The organism is Cylindrospermopsis raciborskii Cr2010 (assembly GCF_003367075.2).
GTDB classification, from domain to species: domain Bacteria; phylum Cyanobacteriota; class Cyanobacteriia; order Cyanobacteriales; family Nostocaceae; genus Raphidiopsis; species Raphidiopsis raciborskii.
Map to the genome: position 1 here is coordinate 2,445,947 of NZ_CP065936.1, position 20,844 is coordinate 2,466,790.

Annotated in this window: 25 protein-coding genes and 1 pseudogene; 20 read left to right on the top strand and 6 right to left on the bottom strand. The window is 42.3% G+C overall.

The window, feature by feature from the left end:
• The first annotated feature begins 10 nt into the window (after nt 1-10).
• The 16 genes and pseudogenes from secY to C6N34_RS11160 all read left to right on the top strand — a co-directional run bounded on the left by secY (nt 11) and on the right by C6N34_RS11160 (nt 11,106).
• The gene (gene secY / locus C6N34_RS11085) at nt 11-1,324 is read left to right on the top strand and encodes a preprotein translocase subunit SecY (RefSeq protein ID WP_006276972.1); all 1,314 of its coding nucleotides are present in this window, start codon (nt 11-13) and stop codon (nt 1,322-1,324) included.
• Nucleotides 1,324-1,887, top strand: a complete 564-nt coding sequence (locus tag C6N34_RS11090) for an adenylate kinase (RefSeq protein WP_057177478.1) — start codon at nt 1,324-1,326, stop codon at nt 1,885-1,887. The genes secY and C6N34_RS11090 overlap by 1 nt, the downstream gene beginning before the upstream one ends.
• A 135-nt stretch (nt 1,888-2,022) precedes the next feature.
• On the top strand, nt 2,023-2,247 hold the full coding sequence (gene infA / locus C6N34_RS11095) for a translation initiation factor IF-1 (protein WP_006276978.1): 225 nt from the start codon (nt 2,023-2,025) through the stop codon (nt 2,245-2,247).
• A 106-nt stretch (nt 2,248-2,353) separates the two neighbouring features.
• The gene (rpmJ, locus tag C6N34_RS11100) at nt 2,354-2,467 is read left to right on the top strand and encodes a 50S ribosomal protein L36 (RefSeq protein WP_071985141.1); all 114 of its coding nucleotides are present in this window, start codon (nt 2,354-2,356) and stop codon (nt 2,465-2,467) included.
• Nucleotides 2,468-2,539: 72 nt separating this feature from the next.
• Nucleotides 2,540-2,920 (top strand): 30S ribosomal protein S13, encoded by a 381-nt coding sequence (gene rpsM / locus C6N34_RS11105; RefSeq protein ID WP_009344494.1) that lies wholly within the window; start codon nt 2,540-2,542, stop codon nt 2,918-2,920.
• A 45-nt stretch (nt 2,921-2,965) separates the two neighbouring features.
• Complete coding sequence (gene rpsK / locus C6N34_RS11110) at nt 2,966-3,361, top strand: 30S ribosomal protein S11 (protein ID WP_006276981.1); 396 nt, start codon at nt 2,966-2,968, stop codon at nt 3,359-3,361.
• Between the two features lie 245 nt (nt 3,362-3,606).
• Nucleotides 3,607-4,551 carry a DNA-directed RNA polymerase subunit alpha gene (locus C6N34_RS11115; protein ID WP_115538780.1) on the top strand — a complete coding sequence of 315 codons (945 nt, stop codon included), beginning with the start codon at nt 3,607-3,609 and terminating at the stop codon, nt 4,549-4,551.
• A gap of 33 nt (nt 4,552-4,584) precedes the next feature.
• Entirely contained in the window at nt 4,585-4,935 is a 351-nt protein-coding gene (rplQ, locus tag C6N34_RS11120) for a 50S ribosomal protein L17 (RefSeq protein WP_006276984.1), read from the top strand.
• A 32-nt stretch (nt 4,936-4,967) separates the two neighbouring features.
• Nucleotides 4,968-5,843 (top strand): tRNA pseudouridine(38-40) synthase TruA, encoded by an 876-nt coding sequence (truA, locus tag C6N34_RS11125; RefSeq protein WP_369814499.1) that lies wholly within the window; start codon nt 4,968-4,970, stop codon nt 5,841-5,843.
• Nucleotides 5,836-6,291, top strand: a complete 456-nt coding sequence (gene rplM, locus C6N34_RS11130) for a 50S ribosomal protein L13 (protein ID WP_006276986.1) — start codon at nt 5,836-5,838, stop codon at nt 6,289-6,291. The genes truA and rplM overlap by 8 nt, the downstream gene beginning before the upstream one ends.
• 2 nt (nt 6,292-6,293) lie before the next feature.
• Nucleotides 6,294-6,713, top strand: coding sequence for a 30S ribosomal protein S9 (rpsI, locus tag C6N34_RS11135; RefSeq protein WP_006276987.1), 420 nt, complete (start codon nt 6,294-6,296; stop codon nt 6,711-6,713).
• A 69-nt stretch (nt 6,714-6,782) separates the two neighbouring features.
• Nucleotides 6,783-7,016, top strand: a complete 234-nt coding sequence (gene rpmE, locus C6N34_RS11140) for a 50S ribosomal protein L31 (protein WP_006276988.1) — start codon at nt 6,783-6,785, stop codon at nt 7,014-7,016.
• Nucleotides 7,017-7,124: 108 nt separating this feature from the next.
• Nucleotides 7,125-8,219, top strand: a complete 1,095-nt coding sequence (gene prfA, locus C6N34_RS11145; RefSeq protein WP_006276989.1) for a peptide chain release factor 1 — start codon at nt 7,125-7,127, stop codon at nt 8,217-8,219.
• 100 nt (nt 8,220-8,319) lie between these two features.
• Nucleotides 8,320-9,918 (top strand): 2,3-bisphosphoglycerate-independent phosphoglycerate mutase, encoded by a 1,599-nt coding sequence (gene gpmI / locus C6N34_RS11150; protein WP_115538779.1) that lies wholly within the window; start codon nt 8,320-8,322, stop codon nt 9,916-9,918.
• 158 nt (nt 9,919-10,076) lie between these two features.
• Nucleotides 10,077-10,310: a preprotein translocase subunit SecG gene (secG, locus tag C6N34_RS11155; protein WP_006276991.1), complete on the top strand. Its 234-nt coding sequence runs from the start codon at nt 10,077-10,079 to the stop codon at nt 10,308-10,310.
• A gap of 50 nt (nt 10,311-10,360) precedes the next feature.
• Nucleotides 10,361-11,106, top strand: a pseudogene (locus C6N34_RS11160) (ribulose bisphosphate carboxylase small subunit).
• 55 nt (nt 11,107-11,161) lie between these two features.
• Here C6N34_RS11160 and C6N34_RS11165 read toward each other — a convergent pair.
• The 5 genes from C6N34_RS11165 to nblB all read right to left on the bottom strand — a co-directional run bounded on the left by C6N34_RS11165 (nt 11,162) and on the right by nblB (nt 16,234).
• Nucleotides 11,162-12,289 carry a glycosyltransferase family 4 protein gene (locus C6N34_RS11165; RefSeq protein ID WP_006276617.1) on the bottom strand — a complete coding sequence of 376 codons (1,128 nt, stop codon included), beginning with the start codon at nt 12,287-12,289 and terminating at the stop codon, nt 11,162-11,164.
• 94 nt (nt 12,290-12,383) lie between these two features.
• Entirely contained in the window at nt 12,384-13,982 is a 1,599-nt protein-coding gene (locus C6N34_RS11170) for an MFS transporter (protein WP_181406997.1), read from the bottom strand.
• Nucleotides 13,966-14,862 carry a DNA repair protein RecO gene (gene recO, locus C6N34_RS11175; protein ID WP_057177483.1) on the bottom strand — a complete coding sequence of 299 codons (897 nt, stop codon included), beginning with the start codon at nt 14,860-14,862 and terminating at the stop codon, nt 13,966-13,968. Before recO ends, C6N34_RS11170 begins: the two co-directional genes overlap by 17 nt.
• A gap of 6 nt (nt 14,863-14,868) precedes the next feature.
• Nucleotides 14,869-15,552 (bottom strand): deoxyribose-phosphate aldolase, encoded by a 684-nt coding sequence (gene deoC / locus C6N34_RS11180; RefSeq protein ID WP_057177484.1) that lies wholly within the window; start codon nt 15,550-15,552, stop codon nt 14,869-14,871.
• A 1-nt stretch (nt 15,553) separates the two neighbouring features.
• Nucleotides 15,554-16,234 (bottom strand): phycobilisome degradation protein NblB, encoded by a 681-nt coding sequence (gene nblB / locus C6N34_RS11185; RefSeq protein WP_057177485.1) that lies wholly within the window; start codon nt 16,232-16,234, stop codon nt 15,554-15,556.
• 218 nt (nt 16,235-16,452) lie between these two features.
• Between nblB and C6N34_RS11190 the strand changes: the two genes are divergently transcribed.
• The gene (locus C6N34_RS11190) at nt 16,453-17,169 is read left to right on the top strand and encodes a hypothetical protein (protein ID WP_096544761.1); all 717 of its coding nucleotides are present in this window, start codon (nt 16,453-16,455) and stop codon (nt 17,167-17,169) included.
• A gap of 12 nt (nt 17,170-17,181) precedes the next feature.
• Here C6N34_RS11190 and C6N34_RS11195 read toward each other — a convergent pair whose 3' ends face one another.
• Nucleotides 17,182-18,321, bottom strand: coding sequence for a quinone-dependent dihydroorotate dehydrogenase (locus C6N34_RS11195; protein ID WP_115538777.1), 1,140 nt, complete (start codon nt 18,319-18,321; stop codon nt 17,182-17,184).
• Between the two features lie 113 nt (nt 18,322-18,434).
• Between C6N34_RS11195 and C6N34_RS11200 the strand changes: the two genes are divergently transcribed.
• From C6N34_RS11200 to rseP, 3 genes are all read left to right on the top strand, one after another.
• A complete protein-coding gene (locus tag C6N34_RS11200; protein WP_071985344.1) occupies nt 18,435-18,587 on the top strand; it encodes a DUF2256 domain-containing protein in 153 nt (50 codons plus the stop codon).
• Between the two features lie 27 nt (nt 18,588-18,614).
• Nucleotides 18,615-19,577: an isoaspartyl peptidase/L-asparaginase gene (locus C6N34_RS11205; protein WP_057177487.1), complete on the top strand. Its 963-nt coding sequence runs from the start codon at nt 18,615-18,617 to the stop codon at nt 19,575-19,577.
• A gap of 101 nt (nt 19,578-19,678) precedes the next feature.
• A complete protein-coding gene (gene rseP, locus C6N34_RS11210) occupies nt 19,679-20,773 on the top strand; it encodes an RIP metalloprotease RseP (protein ID WP_057177488.1) in 1,095 nt (364 codons plus the stop codon).
• The last annotated feature ends 71 nt before the right edge of the window (nt 20,774-20,844 follow it).

Here is a 20,844-nt window from a genome sequence, read left to right on the forward strand (position 1 = left end):
GTAAGACTTTATGATCAGTCGAGACAAAGCCCCAACGGCTCAAGAAACTTTTATGCAAATGGCGCAAGCAGCTGGACTGAGAGGAAGGCTGCTTGTCACGGTCGGGATTCTAATTTTGGTGCGATTGGGCATCTTTTTGCCAGTTCCCGGAATTAACCGCGAAAGATTTGCAGAGGCCATATCTGGAAATAATGCCATTTTCGGTTTGTTGGATATATTTTCGGGAAGGGGACTATCCACCTTGGGTGTTTTTGCCTTGGGTATTCTTCCCTTCATCAATGCGTCTATTATTATCCAATTGTTGACTGCTGCTATTCCTTCTTTAGAAAATTTACAGAAAAATGAAGGAGAAGCAGGAAGGCGGAAAATATCTCAGATTACCCGATACGTGTCTTTGGGTTGGGGAATTCTTCAGAGTACGGCTTTTTCAGCTTTATTCCTACAGCAGTTTGCCCTCAATCCAGGCCCCATTTTTGTGGCGGAAACCGCAATAGCCTTGACTGCTGGTTCCATGTTTGTTATGTGGGCATCCGAGTTGATTACGGAGCGGGGGATTGGTAATGGTGCATCTTTGTTGATTTTTGTCAATATTGTGGCTTCCTTACCTAAGTCCCTGGGTGACACTATTGACTTGGTGCAGGTCGGTGGTAGGGAAATTGTGGGACGGGTGATTGTTTTGGTGTTGGTGTTTGTAGCCACCATTATTGGTATTGTGTTCGTCCAGGAAGGTATACGCCGAATTCCAATTATTTCTGCACGTCGTCAAGTAGGTCGGCGAGTTCTGGCAGAACAAAGAAGTTTTCTGCCCTTACGTTTGAATCAGGGCGGTGTCATGCCGATTATTTTTGCCGCTGCCATTCTCAGTTTGCCTTTACTAATTGCTAACTTCACTAAGAATGTTGAATTGGCAAATATAGTTAACACCTATTTGAGTCCTAGCGGATCTAGTTCTTGGGTGTATGCTTTGGTGTACATGGTTTCTATTATCTTCTTTAGCTATTTCTACTCTTCCTTGATTCTCAACCCGGTAGATGTAGCTCAAAACTTGAAGAAAATGGGTTCTAGTATTCCTGGAATTAGACCTGGCAAAGCTACTAGTGAGTATATTGAGCGGGTCAGCAACCGCTTAACTTTTTTAGGAGCTATGTTTTTAGGACTGGTGGCCATTATTCCTACCGCTGTGGAAAGCACTTTAAATGTACCAACTTTTAGAGGTTTGGGAGCCACTTCCTTGTTGATTTTAGTGGGTGTGGCCATTGATACGGCAAGGCAAATCCAGACTTACGTTATCTCTCAACGCTATGAAGGAATGGTGAAACAATAGTGACGCGATTAATCTTCTTGGGACCACCAGGTGCAGGTAAGGGAACTCAAGCCAAGGTTTTGGCTGATTTTTTGCAGGTTCCTCACATTTCCACTGGGGACATCTTACGTCAAGCTATTACTGACCAAACAGCTCTAGGTGTGAAAGCTCAGGAGTATATGGATAAGGGTGATTTAGTCCCTGACCAGCTGGTGCAAGATATGGTGGAAGAAAGACTGCAAAAATCGGATGCCCAAAAAGGCTGGATTCTTGATGGTTTCCCCCGCACAGTATCTCAGGCAGTTTTCTTGGGCAATCTTTTAGACCAGATCCAGGGTGATTCAGAAAGGGTGGTTAATCTCGATGCACCCGATGAGATTGTCGTCTCTCGCTTGTTAGGAAGGGGTAGAAAAGATGACTCGGAGGATGTTATTCGCCATAGACTAAATGTTTACAGGCGAGACACTGCTCCCCTAATTCAGTATTATGGCGATCGCCAGAAGCTCTTGACTGTTAATGGTAACCAATCCCAAGAAGAAGTCACCAGCGCCTTAAAAATGGCTATCACTGTTTTAAGGAAATGACCCCAGTTTCTAATCTATTTTCCTTCTTCCCTTTTAGCTAAGATATATTAATAAGCTGTTGATATATTCCACATTGGTTCCTTGTCAAGATTGCATTTGTCCTGGAACGAATAATTACCGAGTTGAGGAAAAACCTTGTCTAAACAAGACTTGATTGAAATGGAAGGGACTGTAACCGAATCATTGCCCAACGCTATGTTTCGAGTTGACCTAGATAACGGGTTTAATGTCCTGGCACACATTTCTGGGAAAATCCGCCGTAATTATATCAAAATTTTGCCGGGGGACCGGGTCAAGGTGGAGCTGACCCCCTATGACTTAACTAAGGGTCGTATTACCTACCGACTACGGAAGAAGTAAGACCAGCAATCTTAATCATAAAATCTGCGGATTTTCCCTTCGTAGTGACTGAAATAATTTTTCGGGAAATGTTATAATTTACCATTTGGAGTTCAACAAAAAGGGCATGAAAGTTAGAGCCTCAGTCAAGAAAATCTGTGATAAGTGTAACGTGATTAAACGTCGTGGTCGCGTTATGGTTATTTGTGAAAACCCTAAACACAAGCAACGGCAAGGCTAAAACTGTCAATGAAATTTGCAGTTTCAGTACGCTGACAAAGAAAATGACCAAAAAAAGAGGGAGAGATTAATTGTGGCACGGATTGCAGGAGTAGACCTACCGCGTGACAAACGCGTAGAGATCGGTCTAACTTACATATATGGGATTGGACTGAGAAGGTCGCAGGATATTTTAGCGGCCACAGATGTAAACCCAGATACCCGGGTTAAGGACTTGACTGATGCTGATTTAGCGGCTTTAAGAGCTGAGATAGAAAGCAACTATCAAGTGGAAGGGGATCTGAGACGTTTAGAGGCCATGAATATCAAGCGTCTAGTTGATATAGGCTGTTATCGTGGTCGTCGTCATCGTATGGGTCTACCTGTGAGGGGTCAAAGAACCCGTACCAATGCCAGAACCAGACGCGGTAGAAGACAAACAGTGGCTGGTAAGAAAAAGGCCCCTGGTAAATAAGTGAACAAGTTTTAGTCTAAATTCAGCTAAATTCAGCAAACAAACATGGCAAGACAACCAACCAAAAAAACCGGGAGTAAAAAGCAGAAGAAGAATGTACCTAATGGCGTTGCCTACATTCAATCTACTTTCAACAATAGCATTGTCACCATTACGGACCAAAATGGAGATGTAATCTCCTGGGCCAGTGCTGGTTCCAGTGGATTTAAGGGGGCAAAAAAAGGTACTCCCTTTGCCGCCCAAACCGCAGCTGAAAGCGCCGGTCGTCGCGCTATTGACCAGGGAATGCGTCAAATTCAGGTGATGGTTAGTGGACCAGGAGCAGGAAGGGAAACGGCAATTCGCGCTTTACAAGGGGCAGGATTAGAAATTACCCTGATTCGCGATGTTACTCCTATTCCTCATAATGGCTGTCGTCCACCTAAACGCCGTCGGGTGTAAATATGGTGTAAATATCTAGCTTTGGTATTAATGGTCAACAGGATTCCCCCTTGATGGGCTTTCCTCAAGGGGAGCGGAAAACTCTAGATAACCAATTGGGAAGGTTAAACTTTTATCACTGGAAAGATTGGTTAAAGATTGGTTTAAATTATGGCACTTTGATCCACCAAAATCACAGATCAAGGCATAAAGTTAATTCGAGGGGCAAATTTTTGCCAGCAGCACCTTAAAGGGGAGGCTACTCCGTGGCGCAGTTTCAAATTGAATGTGTAGAGTCTAGTACCGAGGAAAGTCGTAATCATTATGGTAAGTTCGTCCTAGAACCCCTGGAAAGGGGTCAGGGAACGACGGTAGGTAATGCGTTACGACGGGTTTTGTTATCTAATTTAGAGGGAACAGCAGTTACTGCAGTAAGAATAGCTGGTGTTACCCATGAGTTTGCCACAGTTCCCGGTGTGCGGGAAGATGTGATGGAAATCATCATGCGGATGAAAGAGGTGATTCTTAAAAGCTATTCCCATCAACCGCAAATAGGAAGGTTGCTGGTTACCGGTCCCACAACGGTTACCGTAGCCCATTTTGATTTGCCTGGTGAAGTAGAGGTGATTGATCCTACCCAGTATGTAGCTACTTTAGCAGAGGGCGGCAAACTGGAAATGGAGTTTCGCATTGAAAGGGGTAAGGGCTATCGCACTGTAGAAAAGGGAAGAGAAGAGGCCACATCCCTGGACTTTTTGCAGATTGACTCAGTATTTATGCCAGTGCGAAAAGTTAATTATAGCGTGGAAGAATCCCGTGGTGATGGTAGCTTAAAAGATCGGCTTTTGTTGGAAGTTTGGACTAATGGGAGTATTTCACCCCAGGAGGCCCTGTCTTCATCTGCGGCAATTCTGGTAGAATTATTTAACCCTCTTAAGGATATCTCCTTGGAGCCTACGGACATGGGCTTGGATATGCCAGATGATCCCACTGCCCAAATTCCTATTGAGGAGTTACAGCTATCTGTTCGTGCTTACAACTGCCTGAAACGCGCTCAAGTTAATTCTGTAGCAGATTTGTTGGATTATACCCAAGAGGATTTGTTAGAAATCAAGAACTTTGGTCAAAAATCGGCAGAAGAAGTGGTGGAAGCCTTACAGCGTCGTCTAGGTATTACTTTACCACAGGAAAGAAGTTCTAAACAAAGCTAGTCCGATTGTTTTTCATACTAATAGGTCCCTATTATGCGTCACCGTTGTAAAGTAAAAAAACTTGGTAAACCAGCAGATCAGCGTCGTGCTTTATTGCGATCGCTGACTACGGAGCTTATACGTCATGGTCGTATTACTACCACTCTAGTTCGTGCTAAGGTAGTACGCAGTGAAGCTGAAAAAATGATAACTTTGGCAAAGGATGGATCTTTATCAGCTCGTAGAGAGGCATTGGGTTATATCTACGATAAGTCCCTAGTCAAGTCATTGTTTGAGCAAGCACCAGATAGGTATGGTAATCGTCAAGGTGGTTACACCCGTATTTTGCATACTGTGCCCCGTCGGGGCGATCATGCCGAAATGGCGATTATTGAACTAGTGTAGGGAATAGGGAACCCCAACCCATCCAACCCATGATGTCAGATAGCCGCCAGTCCACCCCAACTTACCGAGTTGCCTTAGTTATTCAGTATCTAGGTACTAACTTCCATGGGTGGCAACGGCAAAAAGCCCAACGTACAGTCCAAGAAGAAATAGAAACAGCTATAGCCAGTGTTCTAGGGTATCATGTAACACTACATGGTGCGGGAAGGACTGATGCCGGGGTTCATGCAGCTGCTCAGGTTGCCCATTTTAATGCTACAGGGCATATACCGGCGCACAAGTGGGCAACCGTTTTGAACAGTTACTTACCCCCGGATATACTAATCAGGGCTTCTGCTGGTGTAAAAGAAAGTTGGCACGCTCGATTTAGTGCAACGTACCGACGATATAGATATACAATCTATACTGAAGCTCTACCAAACTTGTTTGTGAGTCCGTTTAGTTGGCATTACTATTATGCTCCCCTGGAAGAAAAGTTGATGCAAGCGGCTTTAACTCCCCTTGTGGGAAAACACCACCTAGCAGCTTTTCACCGTGCTGGATCAGCGCGATCGCATTCCTGGGTAGAAATACAAGCTGTAGAATGTGGTCGTCAGGGTTCATTAGTGCATATAGAGATTCAAGCCAATGGATTTTTGTATGGCATGGTAAGGTTATTAGTGGGGATGTTAGTGCAGGTAGGAAGCAAACAGAAGTCCCTAGAGGATTTCACAAACATTTGGCAAACAGAAGACCGAGAAAAAGTGAAATATGCAGCACCACCTCAAGGTCTATGCTTACTAAGGGTTGGATATAGTGACTTTCCGTTTTCCCAGGAAATTTGGTATGAAACTCAACCCTATTTAGTATTTGGTCATCGGACCGATGACGAATCAATTAAACCCGACAAAGGAAAAAATAATGAGTAGTAAAACTTATCTTCCTCCAGAGGAAGAGATTAAACGTGACTGGTATGTAGTAGATGCCGCAGACAAGCGTCTGGGTAGGCTAGCAAGTGAAATTGCCATGGTTCTCCGGGGTAAAAGAAAAGCTGAATATACGCCCCATTTGGACACAGGAGACTTTGTGGTAGTAATCAATGCGGAAAAAGTAGTAGTTACGGGCAAAAAACAGAGTCAAAAACTTTACCGTAGGCATTCCGGTCGTCCCGGGGGGATGAAAACAGAAACCTTTGCTAAATTGCAACAGCGCCTACCAGAAAGAATAGTCGAGCATGCTGTAAAAGGTATGTTACCTAAAAATAGCTTAGGTAGACAGTTATTCACCAAACTGAAAGTTTATAGTGGTGCGACCCATCCTCACACAGCACAAAAACCTAAAGAACTAATTATTAACACTATTCCCGGAGAAAACTAATCATGGCAACAGTAGCAGAAACTAATAGTGGTCGTGCCCTGTATTGGGGCACGGGTCGACGTAAGTCCGCAGTTGCGCAGGTACGTCTAGTGCCTGGAGAGGGTAAATTTGTGGTCAATGGCAAAGAAGGGGAATTGTACTTCCAATACAATCCCAACTACTTAGGAGTCATTAAAGCTCCTTTAGAAACTTTAGGGTTGGAAAACGAGTACGACATTTTAGTAAAAGCCAAAGGTGGCGGTCTAACTGGACAAGCGGACTCAATTCGTTTGGGTGTAGCTCGTGCTCTATGTCAATTGGATCCGGACAATCGTTCACCCTTAAAAATTGAGGGCTATTTAACTCGGGATCCACGAGCTAAAGAGCGGAAGAAATACGGATTACATAAAGCTCGAAAAGCTCCTCAATACTCAAAACGATAGTTAACGGAAAAGCTGTCGAGTTGCAAAGCTATAAAAGCTATAATTTTGATAAACACCAAAAAAGGAAAAATGGCTAAACCTGATATTCATCCCCAGTGGTATCCAGAAGCTAAAGTCTATTGTAATGGTCAGGTTGTGATGACCATCGGTTCAACCAAACCCGAATTACACGTAGATGTTTGGTCTGGAAACCATCCCTACTACACTGGTACTCAGAAAATTATTGATGCTGAGGGTCGTGTGGAACGCTTTCTTCGTAAGTATGGCATGTCTAGCGAGCAAGGTAACAAAAAGAAAAAGTAGCTGGTTGGCTGTAGCTTGTACTACAGGGGCCCTGCAGTTGTGCGCAGGGTCACTTGTTGTTTTTACCTTGGGCCAACTTGTGATTTTTTAGGAGCTTGTTTACTAGTTATGGCTGAATTATATTTGTTGGAGAAACTCAAATCTGTTGAACAAACCTTTCACGAATTAACTCGTCGCTTAGCCGATCCGGACACGGCAAAAAGTCCTGATGAGTACCAGAAAATTGCCAAGTCCCGTTCCTCTTTAGAAGAGGTAGTAATTGCCTACGAAACATGGAAAAACTCTCAAGAGGAGTTAGTTGGAGCACGGCAGATACTAAAAGAGTCTAATGGAGATCCGGAGTTGCATGAAATGGCAACCATGGAAGTAAAAGACTTGGAAAACAAGATAGAACATTTAGAAGAGCAGTTAAAAATATTACTACTGCCCCGTGATCCTAACGATGAGAAAAACATCATGTTGGAAATCCGCGCTGGTACTGGTGGAGATGAAGCTAGTATTTGGGCTGGAGATTTGCTGCGCATGTATTCCCGTTATGCTGACACCCAGGGTTGGAGGGTGAAACTAGTTAGCGAATCTCCAGGAGAGATGGGTGGATTTAAAGAAGTAATTCTAGAAATTCAAGGTGATAGCGTTTATAGCAAGTTAAAGTTTGAAGCGGGAGTCCATCGTGTTCAGCGGGTTCCAGCAACGGAGGCGGGTGGTAGAGTTCACACTTCCACAGCTACAGTGGCGATTATGCCCGAAGTTGATGATGTGGAAGTACATATTGACCCAAAAGATATTGAAATGACTACCGCCCGTTCTGGTGGTGCTGGTGGTCAAAACGTCAACAAAGTGGAAACAGCAGTTGATTTGTTTCACAAACCAACTGGTATACGCATTTTCTGCACCGAAGAGCGCAGTCAGCTACAGAATAAAGAACGAGCAATGCAAATTCTTAGGGCCAAACTCTATGAAATCAAACTGCGGGAACAACAAGAAGCGGTGACTTCTATGAGGAGATCTCAAGTTGGTACTGGCTCTCGTTCAGAAAAGATCCGCACCTACAATTATAAGGATAGTCGAGCTACTGACCATCGTTTGGGGCAAAACTTCACCCTCAGTCCAGTTTTGGAAGGGGATTTGGAAACTTTAATTCAATCTTGTATTTCTCAAGATCAACAGGAACGTTTAGCAGAACTAGCTACTGCTAATAACTAGAGTTACCTAACTACAATTGCAGGTTGTGGAAATTATTGCTGCAATCTTTAGGGAGTAGTGCTATTATTCGGTTATTAAAAAAGTAAAGGGCAATTTTACTATGACCAAAGCACCTGTTAGTCCTGTGGTGCTAGTCATTTTAGACGGATGGGGCTATTGTGAGGATAAACGTGGAAACGCGATCGCAGCTGCTGAAACTCCCATTATGGACGGTTTATGGGCAGGTTATCCCCACACCCTCATCCGCACATCAGGAAAAGCCGTAGGGTTGCCAGAGGGTCAAATGGGCAATTCAGAAGTTGGTCATTTGAACATTGGCGCTGGAAGAGTGGTTCCCCAAGAACTGGTACGCATCTCTGATGCTGTAGAAGATGGTTCTCTAGCTACTAATTCCGCACTTCTCAACATTTGCCAAGAAGTGAAATCCCGAAATGGCAAGTTGCATCTAGTTGGCCTTTGTTCTAATGGAGGGGTACATTCTCATATTACCCATCTGTTAGGCTTGCTTGATTTTGCTAAATCACAGCAAGTTTCGGACGTATGTATTCACGCTATTATGGATGGGCGTGACACCCAACCAGTGGATGGAATCAAAACCATCCAACAATTGCAAAACTATATAGACCGTGTGGGAGTAGGAAGAATAACTACTATCAGTGGTCGATATTATGCTATGGACAGAGACCGTCGTTGGGACAGGGTTCAACTGGCCTACGATGTAATGACACAAGAGGGTGCTGGTAAAGGAAAAACAGCTGTAGAGGTTTTGCAGTCTCTATATGCTGAGGGGGTAACCGATGAGTTTATCCTTCCTGTGAGAATTGCTCCTGGTGCAATTAGTCCTGGTGATGGGGTGATATTCTTTAATTTTCGCCCAGACCGGGCCAGGGAATTGACTCAGGCTTTTGTCAGTCGTAATTTTGAGGGTTTTCCACGGGAGCAAATTACACCCCTGTCCTTTGTGACCTTTACCCAATATGATCCCGAGTTGCCTGTATCTGTAGCATTTGCCCCCCAGAACTTACAGAATATGTTGGGTGAGGTGATTGCTAATCATGGTCTCAAGCAGTTTCGCACTGCAGAAACTGAAAAGTATGCTCATGTCACCTATTTCTTTAATGGGGGATTAGAGTATGCTTATGAAGGTGAAGACAGAGCAATGGTAGCAAGTCCCCAGGTTCCTACATACGATAAGGAACCCCAAATGTCTGCTGACGCTGTGACAAGTTTGGCTATTTCCGCTATAGAGAAAAGAATTTATTCTTTAATAGTGATGAATTATGCCAACCCTGACATGGTAGGACATACGGGGAAAGTGGATGCTACCGTGGTGGCCATTCAAACTGTTGATCGATGTTTGGGCAAACTGGTAGAAAGCGTGGGTAGAGCAGGTGGCACATTGATCATTACAGCTGATCATGGCAATGCTGAGTATATGGTAGATGAAAATGGCAGTCCCTGGACAGCTCATACTACTAACCCAGTTCCCTTGATTTTAATCGAAGGAGAAAAGCTGAAAATACCAGGATATGGTGCAAATGTTGATTTGCGTAATGATGGCAAACTATCGGACATTGCTCCCACCATTCTGGATATTTTGAAACTACCTCAACCTCCAGAAATGACTGGTAAATCCCTCTTGAGAGCGACCGAATATGATTTACAATTCCCTCGTAGACCTGTACAAGTGGGATTGTAAGTAAGTTATACTTTTTCGTATTTCCAAGTAATAGCGATTCCAGGTCGCAATAGGGATAAAACCTGCACTTGCAGGTTTTTATCACATCATAGTTATTTGGAGAACTTACAATTTTTGGTTAACGTCATTATTCAAGTTCAATTTCACACCATTTTCACATGAACATTAATAACATTCTACAAGGAATTTGGGCTTTTTCCGCTTTGGGTTTAATTGTTTTAGTCTTGCTACATAGTCCCAAGGGTGATGGTATTGGAGCTATTGGTGGACAAGCTCAACTTTTTAGCAGTACTAAAAGTGCTGAAAATACACTCAATCGTGTCACTTGGGCCCTGGCAGTAATTTTCCTGGGTTTAACAGTGGTTTTAAGTTCTAACTGGTTGCCAAAATAGCGTACAATTGGTAGGAATTCACCAGTTTCCAACCGATTCTCTCCCGAAATATGGCTTACTACATCTCTACCCGGTTTTTGGACAAAATAGCCGTTCATATCACTAAAAACTTTCTCAATCTCCCAGGAGTGCGCGTTCCGCTGATTTTAGGAATTCATGGTAGAAAGGGAGAAGGAAAATCGTTTCAATGCGAATTGGCATTTGAAAAAATGGGCGTAGGTGTCACTCTCATTTCTGGAGGGGAATTAGAAAGTCCAGATGCGGGGGATCCAGCGCGATTAATTCGTCTGCGCTATCGAGAGACTGCGGAACTGGTTAAGGTTCGCGGTAAAATGTGCGTGCTGATGATTAATGATTTAGACGCAGGTGCGGGTAGATTTGACGAGGGAACTCAATACACTTAGTTGGTGAATATAATCCTAGGGGTTATCAAGCTCAATCCCCTGTCAAAGAATTACCGACTTTCCAATCTAATCATGATCACAATGACCAAAATGTTCCACATAACACTTTAGAAAATAGCCCGCCCTTAAGTCTGGTAACTCTAGACACCCAGGAGAAAATTCGTCAGGTTTTATCCCAGGGTTATAAGATCACTGTGGAATACGTTGACAAAAAACGATTTTCTATGGGATCTTGGCAAACTTGTGGCAACTTACATATAATTGATTATGCACAAGCAATTTCCGCTTTGGAATCTTGTTTGTTGGAACACGCCGGTGAATATGTACGCTTGGTAGTTATTGATCCTAAATTGAAGCGTCGAGTAATAGAAACTATTATTCAGCGCCCCTAGAAAAAAATCCAGGTTGCTATGGTAATGCTGGTGTAGGTTATAGGCTGTACAAGACTCATGTAGCTTTTGGTAAAACCCCATGATAAAGCTTTTCTAAACTGGTTATATTGTCACTGAGAGTATATTTTTCCAAAACGCGTTTTCTTGCTTTTTGACCTAATAGGGCAGTTAACTCTGGATGATCTTGAAATAAGGGTAAAAGAGTTCTAATTTGAGAGCGCACGGATCTCGTACTGATTACAACACCTGCTCCCTTTTCTAAAACTTCCCCATCTGCACCCACATCAGTAGCAAGACATGCCAAACCGCAGGACATAGCTTCTAATAAAGATAGAGATAAGCCTTCGACTAAAGAAGGTAAAATAAATAAATCCGCACCTCTTAATATTTCTATACGGCGCTCCTCACTAGCAACGAAACCTAACCAGATAATACCATATTCGGAATCATAAAATGGCTCCAGTGAAGATCTCAAAGGACCATCGCCAACTATTAACAGCTTGCTAGTAAGTGACATGGTTGACTGTTTCCATGCTCTCAGTAGGGATTCGACGTTTTTTTCCGGTGCGATACGACCTTGATAAACAAATAGTCGTTCTGCATTAAATTCATCTTTTACCTTAGATTTACCAGGAGAGTATTTCACAGTATCTACCCCATTAGGGATAACAGCAATTTTTGCCTCCCTAACTCCCATTTTTACCAATAATTCTTTTTGAATTTGGGAAAATACAATCACCCGATGATAGTTGTCCAAAAAAGGAGCATATAACTGGTACGCTAGTAGTTGAGTACCGGAGATCAATTTAGCACCTTTACCCGCAAAAGGAGTATGGAAAGTGGCCACTAGGGGAATATCTAGTTCCTGACAAATTTCGGGTAAAACAAAGTCAAGGGTAGATAAGGTTAAGGAAGCATGAACTATTTGGGGTTGTATTTCCCGTAGCGCGTCTTTTAAAACTTTAGTTGCATTAAAAGCGGGAAGTGTGTAAACTTGCGACTTATAAATAAATGGTAAGGGAACTTCCTTAAAATTTGGCCAGTTATCAGGTTGAGATTCTTCCTGGGCAAAGTGTAAAAAACTTACATCATGTCCCCTGTCTAACAGACCATTTGTAATTTCCCTACTGTAAGTAACATTGCCACAAAAGGGTGATTTTTTTCCAATCCAGGCTATACGCATTCTTTATTTGGCTACGAAAAATTGAGAAATTATGTTGTAAACAATTGTAGCACAAAACTTAGTGGTTTTTGAGCTGTTAATTAACTTTTATCAACTAATGATTGCTTGAATTATACCAGGTAATTATTCCTCCGCCAAATACAATGACGGATAAAAGCAAAAAAACTGACCTTAACCCAATAAAATTCTCCGCTATACCAGCTAAAGCTAGAGGTAGGGTTAGAGCAATGTTAATCACGTTATTTTGCAGTCCAAACACTTTACCACGCATTTCTGCTGGGGTTTCGGTTTGAATAGTCGTTTGCATGGGAATACCGACCAAAGCCCCAAAAACACCTAGCAATGCTATAAATAGCAGTACGGGCCATAGTTGGTTTGTGAAGATAGCAAGACCAATCAAAGATCCCGACATTCCCAAGGAACCCCACAAACTCAACTGTCCATAAGTAAAACTGCGACCGAACTGTCCCACAATTGTAGCACCAGCAGCAATACCCACACCACCTGCGGCTAGTAAAAAACCAAATTGGGAGGCCTTTAAATTGGGGATAATTTCTGCCATGCGAACTGCTAAAACAGTAAGCGCTGCAAATACGGAAAATAATATGGTTAACTGTAGCATGGCATTTCTAATGCTGCGATTGGACTTGAGGTAGTTCAAACCATCCCACAAGTCAGATAAAAGATGAGGAAATTCTGTTTCTGGAGGATGAGGTTTTTCCTTAGTTTGAATTAGGAGTAAAATAATACCAGCAACACCATAACTACCGCCAACTAAAATTTCCTTGCCCAGTCCACCAGGACCACCGAATTTTGCCCAGAGACTATCAGCTAAAACTAAAACTGGTTCACCTACTGCAAAACCAATAATTACCGATGCCATCATTGTAGTTGTGTACAGGGAATTGGCAGAGAGTAAATATTGTTCTTCCACCACCAGAGGAATAGTGGCCTGTTCTGCAGGGGCAAAAAATTGGGTGAAGGTAGAAACTAAAAAGGTTACCAGTAAAATCATTAAAAAACCTACTGGCAAAGCGCCTATAGGATGCCAATCATGAGTTAACCAGATTAAAAAGGGAATGGCAATAACTAGAACACCACGCCAAATATTAGATGCTACTAGTACAGCTTTTTTTGACCAGCGGTCTACAAATACGCCAGCAACAGAACCAAACAAGACTGCGGGAATGGTAAAAATCATCATTAGGGCTGAAACCCAACCACTAATACTTTGACCCCTTTGTTGAAACTCACTGTTGATTAAGGCAATCATGAGAACTAGATATACTTTGTCAGCTAATTGACAAAAGATTTGTCCCCCCCAAAGTGCTAGAAAATTGCGATTTTTTAATACTGGGAAAAATCCTTCTTTTTCATGCTTATTACTAGCTTTTAGATCTGATCCAGAACCGTCTTTATCTTCTAGGTCTAGTTGTGGTGGTGTCTCTTCTAAAACTGCTTTTTCTTTTTCATGAATGGTCTCAACAGATCCATTAATAGGATTTACCTCCAGAGGAAGATCCGAGTTGGTGGGAGGTGATTTTGGTAAATCACTTGTCTTGGTTTTTTCCATGGAAAATCCCTTCACGGATCTTTGCTGGTGATTATCTTGGTATGATTTCACCCTATTCTTGTGTTTAACTTTGGGTGATAAGGGCTGGTTGTTTCTATCTAAATCAGACGATTGCATCATGGTTGGGAGCAAAATAGGAATCTATCAACGTAGCAGAGCGAATAGGAAAACCCAGGTGGTACTGAGTATAATGGCGCAAGATCTGCTCAACAGATAACCAGCTATCATCATAGGCTGAATCTATTTGTATTATCCCTGGTTGGGATAAATATTGGAGCATCATTAATTCTTTTGCTCCCAATCGACGGGAAATTTTTGGTAACTCTTGGTGGTGCAAAACCCTTTCAAAGTCATTTTCTGGGATTTTTGGCTCATGAAAGTTTTCCTGTTTTTTGAAGTTTTCCCAGGTTTGTAGGCAAATTGTTCCCCCCGCTGTTGTACTGAAACCAGCTTGCCATTTTGGATTGCTTAAATCCGGTATTAAGGGTTTTTGGGTTAAACAGCACACTTTGATCTGTGGGCTTATTCCAGCTAATTTTAACATATCAAAGACTCCCTTAGCTAAATGTGCTACTATGGCAATCTGGGGAATTGGGGGGAGGGAATCTAAGGTGTCCAGATGTTGATTTAATAGGTCATATAGCTCTACTTGGGTATGCTCCTCCAATGCTTGATGGAGGGCAATTTCTGCTAGGTATTGACTCGCTGCCAGTTTTCCTAAACTTTTGGTGAGTCCAGGATAGGTCTTGAGGGTCTGTGCTTGGTTAATCTTATAAAGGTTTGATGTTTGAGTAGGGTTAGATTTGCCAAGGGAAATCAACAATTCATTCACTGTGAATATTCCACTTCTACCATTTAGGCTGGATTGGTACTTTCTGGAACCAGGGGCGATCGCCTTAATTAGGCCCAACTCCCTGGTTAACACGGTGAGTATTTTATCCGACTCACCTAGAAACTGGCTTTTGAGATTGATTCCCCTTACGTGATAACTCCCGTTCATTAGTAATTACCCCTGTGATTTTTCTGTATCCAGGCGCTGATGGAGTAAGTCTATTCCACGAGATGTACCCAGTCTGGTTGCACCGGCCATAATTAGATCTATGGCGTCTTGGTGGGTACGAATTCCTCCAGAAGCTTTTATTCCCACCCTTTCTTTTGTTATTTGTTTTAAAAACTCCACGTCTTTCACTGTTGCTCCACCATTCCAACCCGTACTAGTTTTTAAAAATGCAGCACCCGCATCCATAGCTATTTCAGCAGCCACTTTTTTTTCTGTATCTGTCAGTAAACTGGTTTCTAAAATTACTTTGACTGGTTTCCCAGTTTCTTCGCAAATTGTGGCAATTTCTCGGTGTAATTGCTCAGTCTTGCCGATTTTTAACCAGCCTAAGTTAATCATTAAATCCAACTCCGTGGCACCATTTTCTACCGCCTCCTGTGCTTCATATAATTTGACTGTTGAGGTGGTCAACCCTGTGGGGAATCCAATTACAGTACATACTTGTGGCTTTTTGTTGTGTAATAGCTCCGCCGCTTGCTTAACATGGGATGGGTGAATACAAACTGCAGCAAAGTTAAATCTATACGCATCCTCACACCACTTTTCTACCTGGGGTTCTGTTGTGGTAGGTAAAAGCAGGGAGTGATCAATAAATGGGGCAATATCAATTTTTGGGTAGTCTGTTGTCATATCACGATTCTACCTCAATTTTGTGCCTAAGAACATCCTCGGCTTCTTTTGCAACTGCTTCTACTGAGTCAGTAGCCAACACTTCTAGAACTTTCCTAGCCTCTTTTCCACCTAAATTGGCTAAAGCATGAACTAAGCGATGACGTACTTGCCAATCTGGGTTTTCAGTATAGGGAGCTAGAATAGTTACTGCATCTGGGTTACCCAATTCACCTAGGGAACTAATGGCCGCACTTTGGACTAAACCATTATCTGATTCCAGAGCTTTTTTGAGCAAATCTACTCCCCTTGGATCTCCCAGGGATCCAAGGGTGGCAATTATGCTGAATTTTACTACCCATTCTGGGGTCTCATGGTAAAGCTTTTCTAAATCGGGAAAGGCTACTTGTAGTTTTAGCGCCCCCAAACAATCAGCTGCTGCTGCTTGTACATCCGCTTCAGGATCATTTAGCAACTCTCTTAAAATATTTAGGGAAAAATCTAAATCCTCCGTCCCTAAGGTGTCTAATTGACTTACAGCACAATAACGCACTCTCGAATTTTGATCTTTAATGGCAATTTGTAATAATTCTAAACCCTGTGCGGGTTCCAATTCCCGAATTTGATTCACACCACGAAGGCGATCGCCTAAATTTTCAGAAATGAGTAGTTCTTTAACCGTTTTATAAGATATGTGAGCCATTGTTTTTAAATTTGAAGAGTATAATTGGGATTTTGGTGTGACCGGGTAGGTAAGTAATCAGTTGTAGGATTTTAGAAAGGGTAAAACCCCAACAATTGGTGGTTTTTGCCAACTGATAGTGGAAATTTTGCCAGGGAATACAAAAATTGACCCCTTTTTTGCCAAGATAGAAATAATGGAAATATTATTCTGTAAAAAGCTACTTGGCAAAAATCAGCATGACTCAAACAAACATGGAAAACTACGGCAAAAGTTTTCTCGTAATCATTGCGCCAATTTCTTTTTTGATTATTGTCGTTCTCAACACCTGGAAGTTTTTACTCATAGGGTTATTCCTCATGATGAGTCTTCATCTGTGGCAAAAGTATAGGTGGGAAAAATGGTGTGATCAGGTAAATCCTCTGTTTTATGAGTTAATTGAGGAAAATCAGGGAAAAATCTCCTCGGTTGACCTGGCCATCAGGGGAAATTTTCCAGGAGACGACGCAAAACGCTACCTAGAAAAGAAAGCCAAGGAATTTGGTACTAATCCGGTAGACTCAGAAACCGACAGTCCATACTACTACTTTATCACTGGGAGTATTCTGGGTGAGATTTTAGATGGTAGCGAATCAGATATGAAACCAGTTGGTAGAGCAGTAACTAAGGAGGCCAGAACTCTACTATCTCCACCTGTACTTGTTTTAGAAGGTAAGGAAGGAAATAAAGAAGGTCAAATCACTAATCGCTTGGAAACCAAATCCCTGGAGAAACAGCTAGCTTTTGGTTCCCTAATCCAGTCTGAATTGGCCCAGCGCTTAGGTGTTTATTCAAGTACAGTCTACAAACGACGCAATGATCCTGATTTTTCGGAATGGACTCGTAGTCGAGACCCAGATGGAATTGCTTGGTCTTACTCCCGCAAAAATAGAGAGTTTTTCCCCATGGATAAATAACCGGTGGTGACTTTAACTATTGATTCCCACCGCATCACCAATGGAACCCAAGCCGTGATTTTGCAGTTTTGCTAATAATCCTGTCAAGACTCGGCTTGCCATCATTGGTCCCTCATAAATCCATCCAGTGTAAACTTGGATTAAACTTGCACCTGCTGTAATTTTTTCCCAGGCGTCCTCTGCGGTAAAAATCCCTCCCACACCAATAATTGGTATTTGACCCTGGCTTTGTTTATAAATAAAACGTATAATTTCTGTGGAGGGTTGACGTAATGGCAATCCGCTAATTCCTCCAGGTTCTGCTTGGGGTGGGTTACCAGTTTTTTCTATCACCTGGGTTTTTAGTCCTTCACGACTAATAGTAGTGTTAGTGGCAATAATCCCTGCTAGTTTATAGGTTTTGGCAAGATTAATAATGTCTACTATTGCTTCCCATTCCAGGTCAGGTGCTATTTTGACAAATAATGGCTTGGGTTGGTTTTGCGTACTGTTTTCTGTTTGAATGACCTCCAATATTTGACTGAGCATGGGTCTATCCTGAAGCGATCGCAGTCCTGGAGTATTAGGAGAAGAAACGTTGACCACAAAATAATCACCTAAGCTATTTAGCAACCGAAAACTTTGTAGGTAGTCTGTTGCTGCTGCTTCTAAGGGGGTGATTTTAGATTTACCGAGGTTTATGCCTATAGGTATGGCAGGTAGCTGTTGTTGATAAAGCAAAGTTAGTCTTGCAGCCATAGCAGCAGCACCGGAATTATTGAAGCCCATACGGTTAAGAGCTGCTAGGTCCATGGGTAAACGAAACAAACGAGGTTGGGGGTTTCCTGGTTGTCCGTGATAAGTGACAGTACCTAACTCAGCTAAGCCAAAACCGAACATAGACCAAAGGTGAGATCCCATACCATCTTTATCAAATCCTGCGGCCAAACCCAGCGGGTTAGGAAAATTCAAACCGAATAGGTTCTGTTTTAACCTATTGTCATGGACACATAAAGAATCCCCGACAAAAGATTTCAACCATCTAGCACGATGAGGATGGGAAGGTTGTAGAAACCAATCTATGCCACTTATTAGTCCATGATGCAGCCACTCTGGATCTGCTTTTACTAGATTAAATAAGAGGGGAAGAATTACTGCCTTATAAATATCCAATTAATATCCAAAAAAGTTGTCAAGTGATTAACTACCTAATTACCTTTTTTTAGGTTACCATAGTGTAAGATTAAAATGGTAACACATTTACAGCAATTTCTAACCTTCCATTTATGGGGCGTAAACTTTCTAAATCTCACCTACCTGAAAAAATTTGCCCTGTATGTCAACTACCCTTCACTTGGAGGAAGAAATGGCAAGATTGTTGGGAAGATGTGAAATACTGTTCAGAACGCTGTCGTCGACGTCGTTCTCAAACTACGTAAAACTTAAATACATACTTAAACTAATAAATGTCTTTATCAACACAAAATCAAGTACAACCTAAACTGATTATTCATGGTGGAGCAGGTAGTTCCCTCCAAAGTAAAGGAGGATTGGCCAGCGTCAGGCGATCGCTCCATAACGTCATAGAAGACGTATACTCAATGCTACTCTCTGGTGTATCTGCCAGCGAAGCAGTGGTTAGGGGGTGTCAACTCCTGGAAGACGATCCTCGTTTTAATGCTGGCACAGGTTCAGTCTTACAATCCGATGGTCAAATTCGCATGAGTGCTTCTTTTATGAATGGCACATCTGGCAAATTTAGTGGAGTAATTAACGTTTCTCGGGTGAAAAACCCGATTGAAATGGCCCTATTTCTACAACAGTCTCCTGACCGGGTATTGTCCGATCATGGTTCCCTGGAGTTGGCACGAGAGTTACAAGTTCCAAGTTATAATGCTTTGACAGATTTACGACTCAAAGAATGGATACAAGAAAGAGAAGACAAATTTAAGAGAACTATGGCTGGAGTAGTTGCCGAACCGGAAACCCCAGATCCTGAAGCTGGGAGGGGAACCATTGGCGTAGTAGCTTTAGATACCTTTGGGCAGTTGGCTGCAGGCACTTCCACTGGTGGTAAAGGCTTTGAACGCATTGGTAGAGTCAGTGATTCTGCTATGCCAGCAGGTAACTATGCTACTAAACATGCAGCAATAAGTTGTACAGGTATTGGAGAAGATATCATTGACGAGTGTTTAGCCGCCAAAATTGCGGTTCGTGTTGGTGATGGAATGTCTTTAAAGGAAGCGATGTGGCGTTCCTTTACCGAAGCCAGTAAAAACCAAAGAGACTTAGGTGCGATCGCCCTAGATTCCACGGGAAACATATCCTATGGTAAGACCAGTGAAATACTATTGGCAGCTTATCACAATGGTCAGAGCATTGGTGATACCCTAGAATGGAATGATGGAGAACTAGTTGGAATAGATTAGGTCGGGGTTGGTAGGGTAAACCCCACCAGAAATTCCCAAACTAGAATAAAATCCAACTAGAATTAGAATATATATTTTCAGTATGTTGACTAATTTGCTCTATGTCAGTTTTAGCAGCGATAGCAGTTTTGGCGACCCTTATCTTAGTACATGAGTTGGGACATTTCATAGCAGCTAGATCCCAAGGGATTTATGCCAATCGTTTTTCCCTGGGTTTTGGTCCTATTTTGTTGAAATATCAAGGATCACAAACAGAATACACAATTCGTGCTTTCCCCCTGGGTGGTTTTGTGGGTTTCCCCGATGATGATCCTGATAGCACAATTCCCCCCAACGATCCCAACCTATTGCGAAATCGTCCTATTCTAGATCGAGCAATTGTCATTAGTGCTGGCGTGATGGCAAATCTGGTGTTTGCTTATTTAGTCCTTGCTTTGCAGTTAGGTGTTGTAGGTATACCAAAGGAATTTCAATATCAACCTGGAGTTTTAATCAAACCAATTAACGAGCAATCAATAGCTTACCAGTCTGGTATTAGAGAAGGTGATATTGTTATTAGCGTTAATGGACGTGAATTAGTGGCTGGTAAAGATTCCACCCTATATCTAACACGGGAAATTCAAAACCATCCCCGTCAACCAATTGATTTGCAACTCCAACGTCAAGACCAGGAAATTGCCCTACAAATCACCCCTGGGGAAAATCCAGAAGGGAAAGGATTAGTAGGTGTGGAACTTGCGCCCAATGGTAAAGCTATTTACGAGCGTCCTCAAAATCCCATCCAGATTTTTACTGTTGCAGGAGAGAGATTCCAGCAGTTATTTGTTGGCACAATTAAAGGATTTGGACAACTGATCACTAACTTTCAACAAACCGCCAGTCAGGTGTCGGGTCCGGTCAATATCGTCAAAATTGGTGCTAAATTAGCAGCAGATAATAGTGCAAATCTCCTTTCATTTGCAGCTATAATTAGTATTAACTTAGCAGTTATCAACATCTTACCATTACCAGCTCTGGATGGTGGACAATTGTTTTTTCTGTTGATTGAAGGTCTATTTGGTAAACCCCTACCTATGAAAATTCAAGAGGGAGTTATGCAAACTGGACTAGTGGTGTTACTAGGACTGGGAATTTTCTTGATTTTTAAAGAAACTCTCCAGTTAAGTTTTATCCAACAAATATTTCAGAAAATGTAATTCCAAATCACCGACTAATCGAATAAAACCGGTTAGTCGCAATGTTAAAATCATCAGAATCCTGCGTCTCC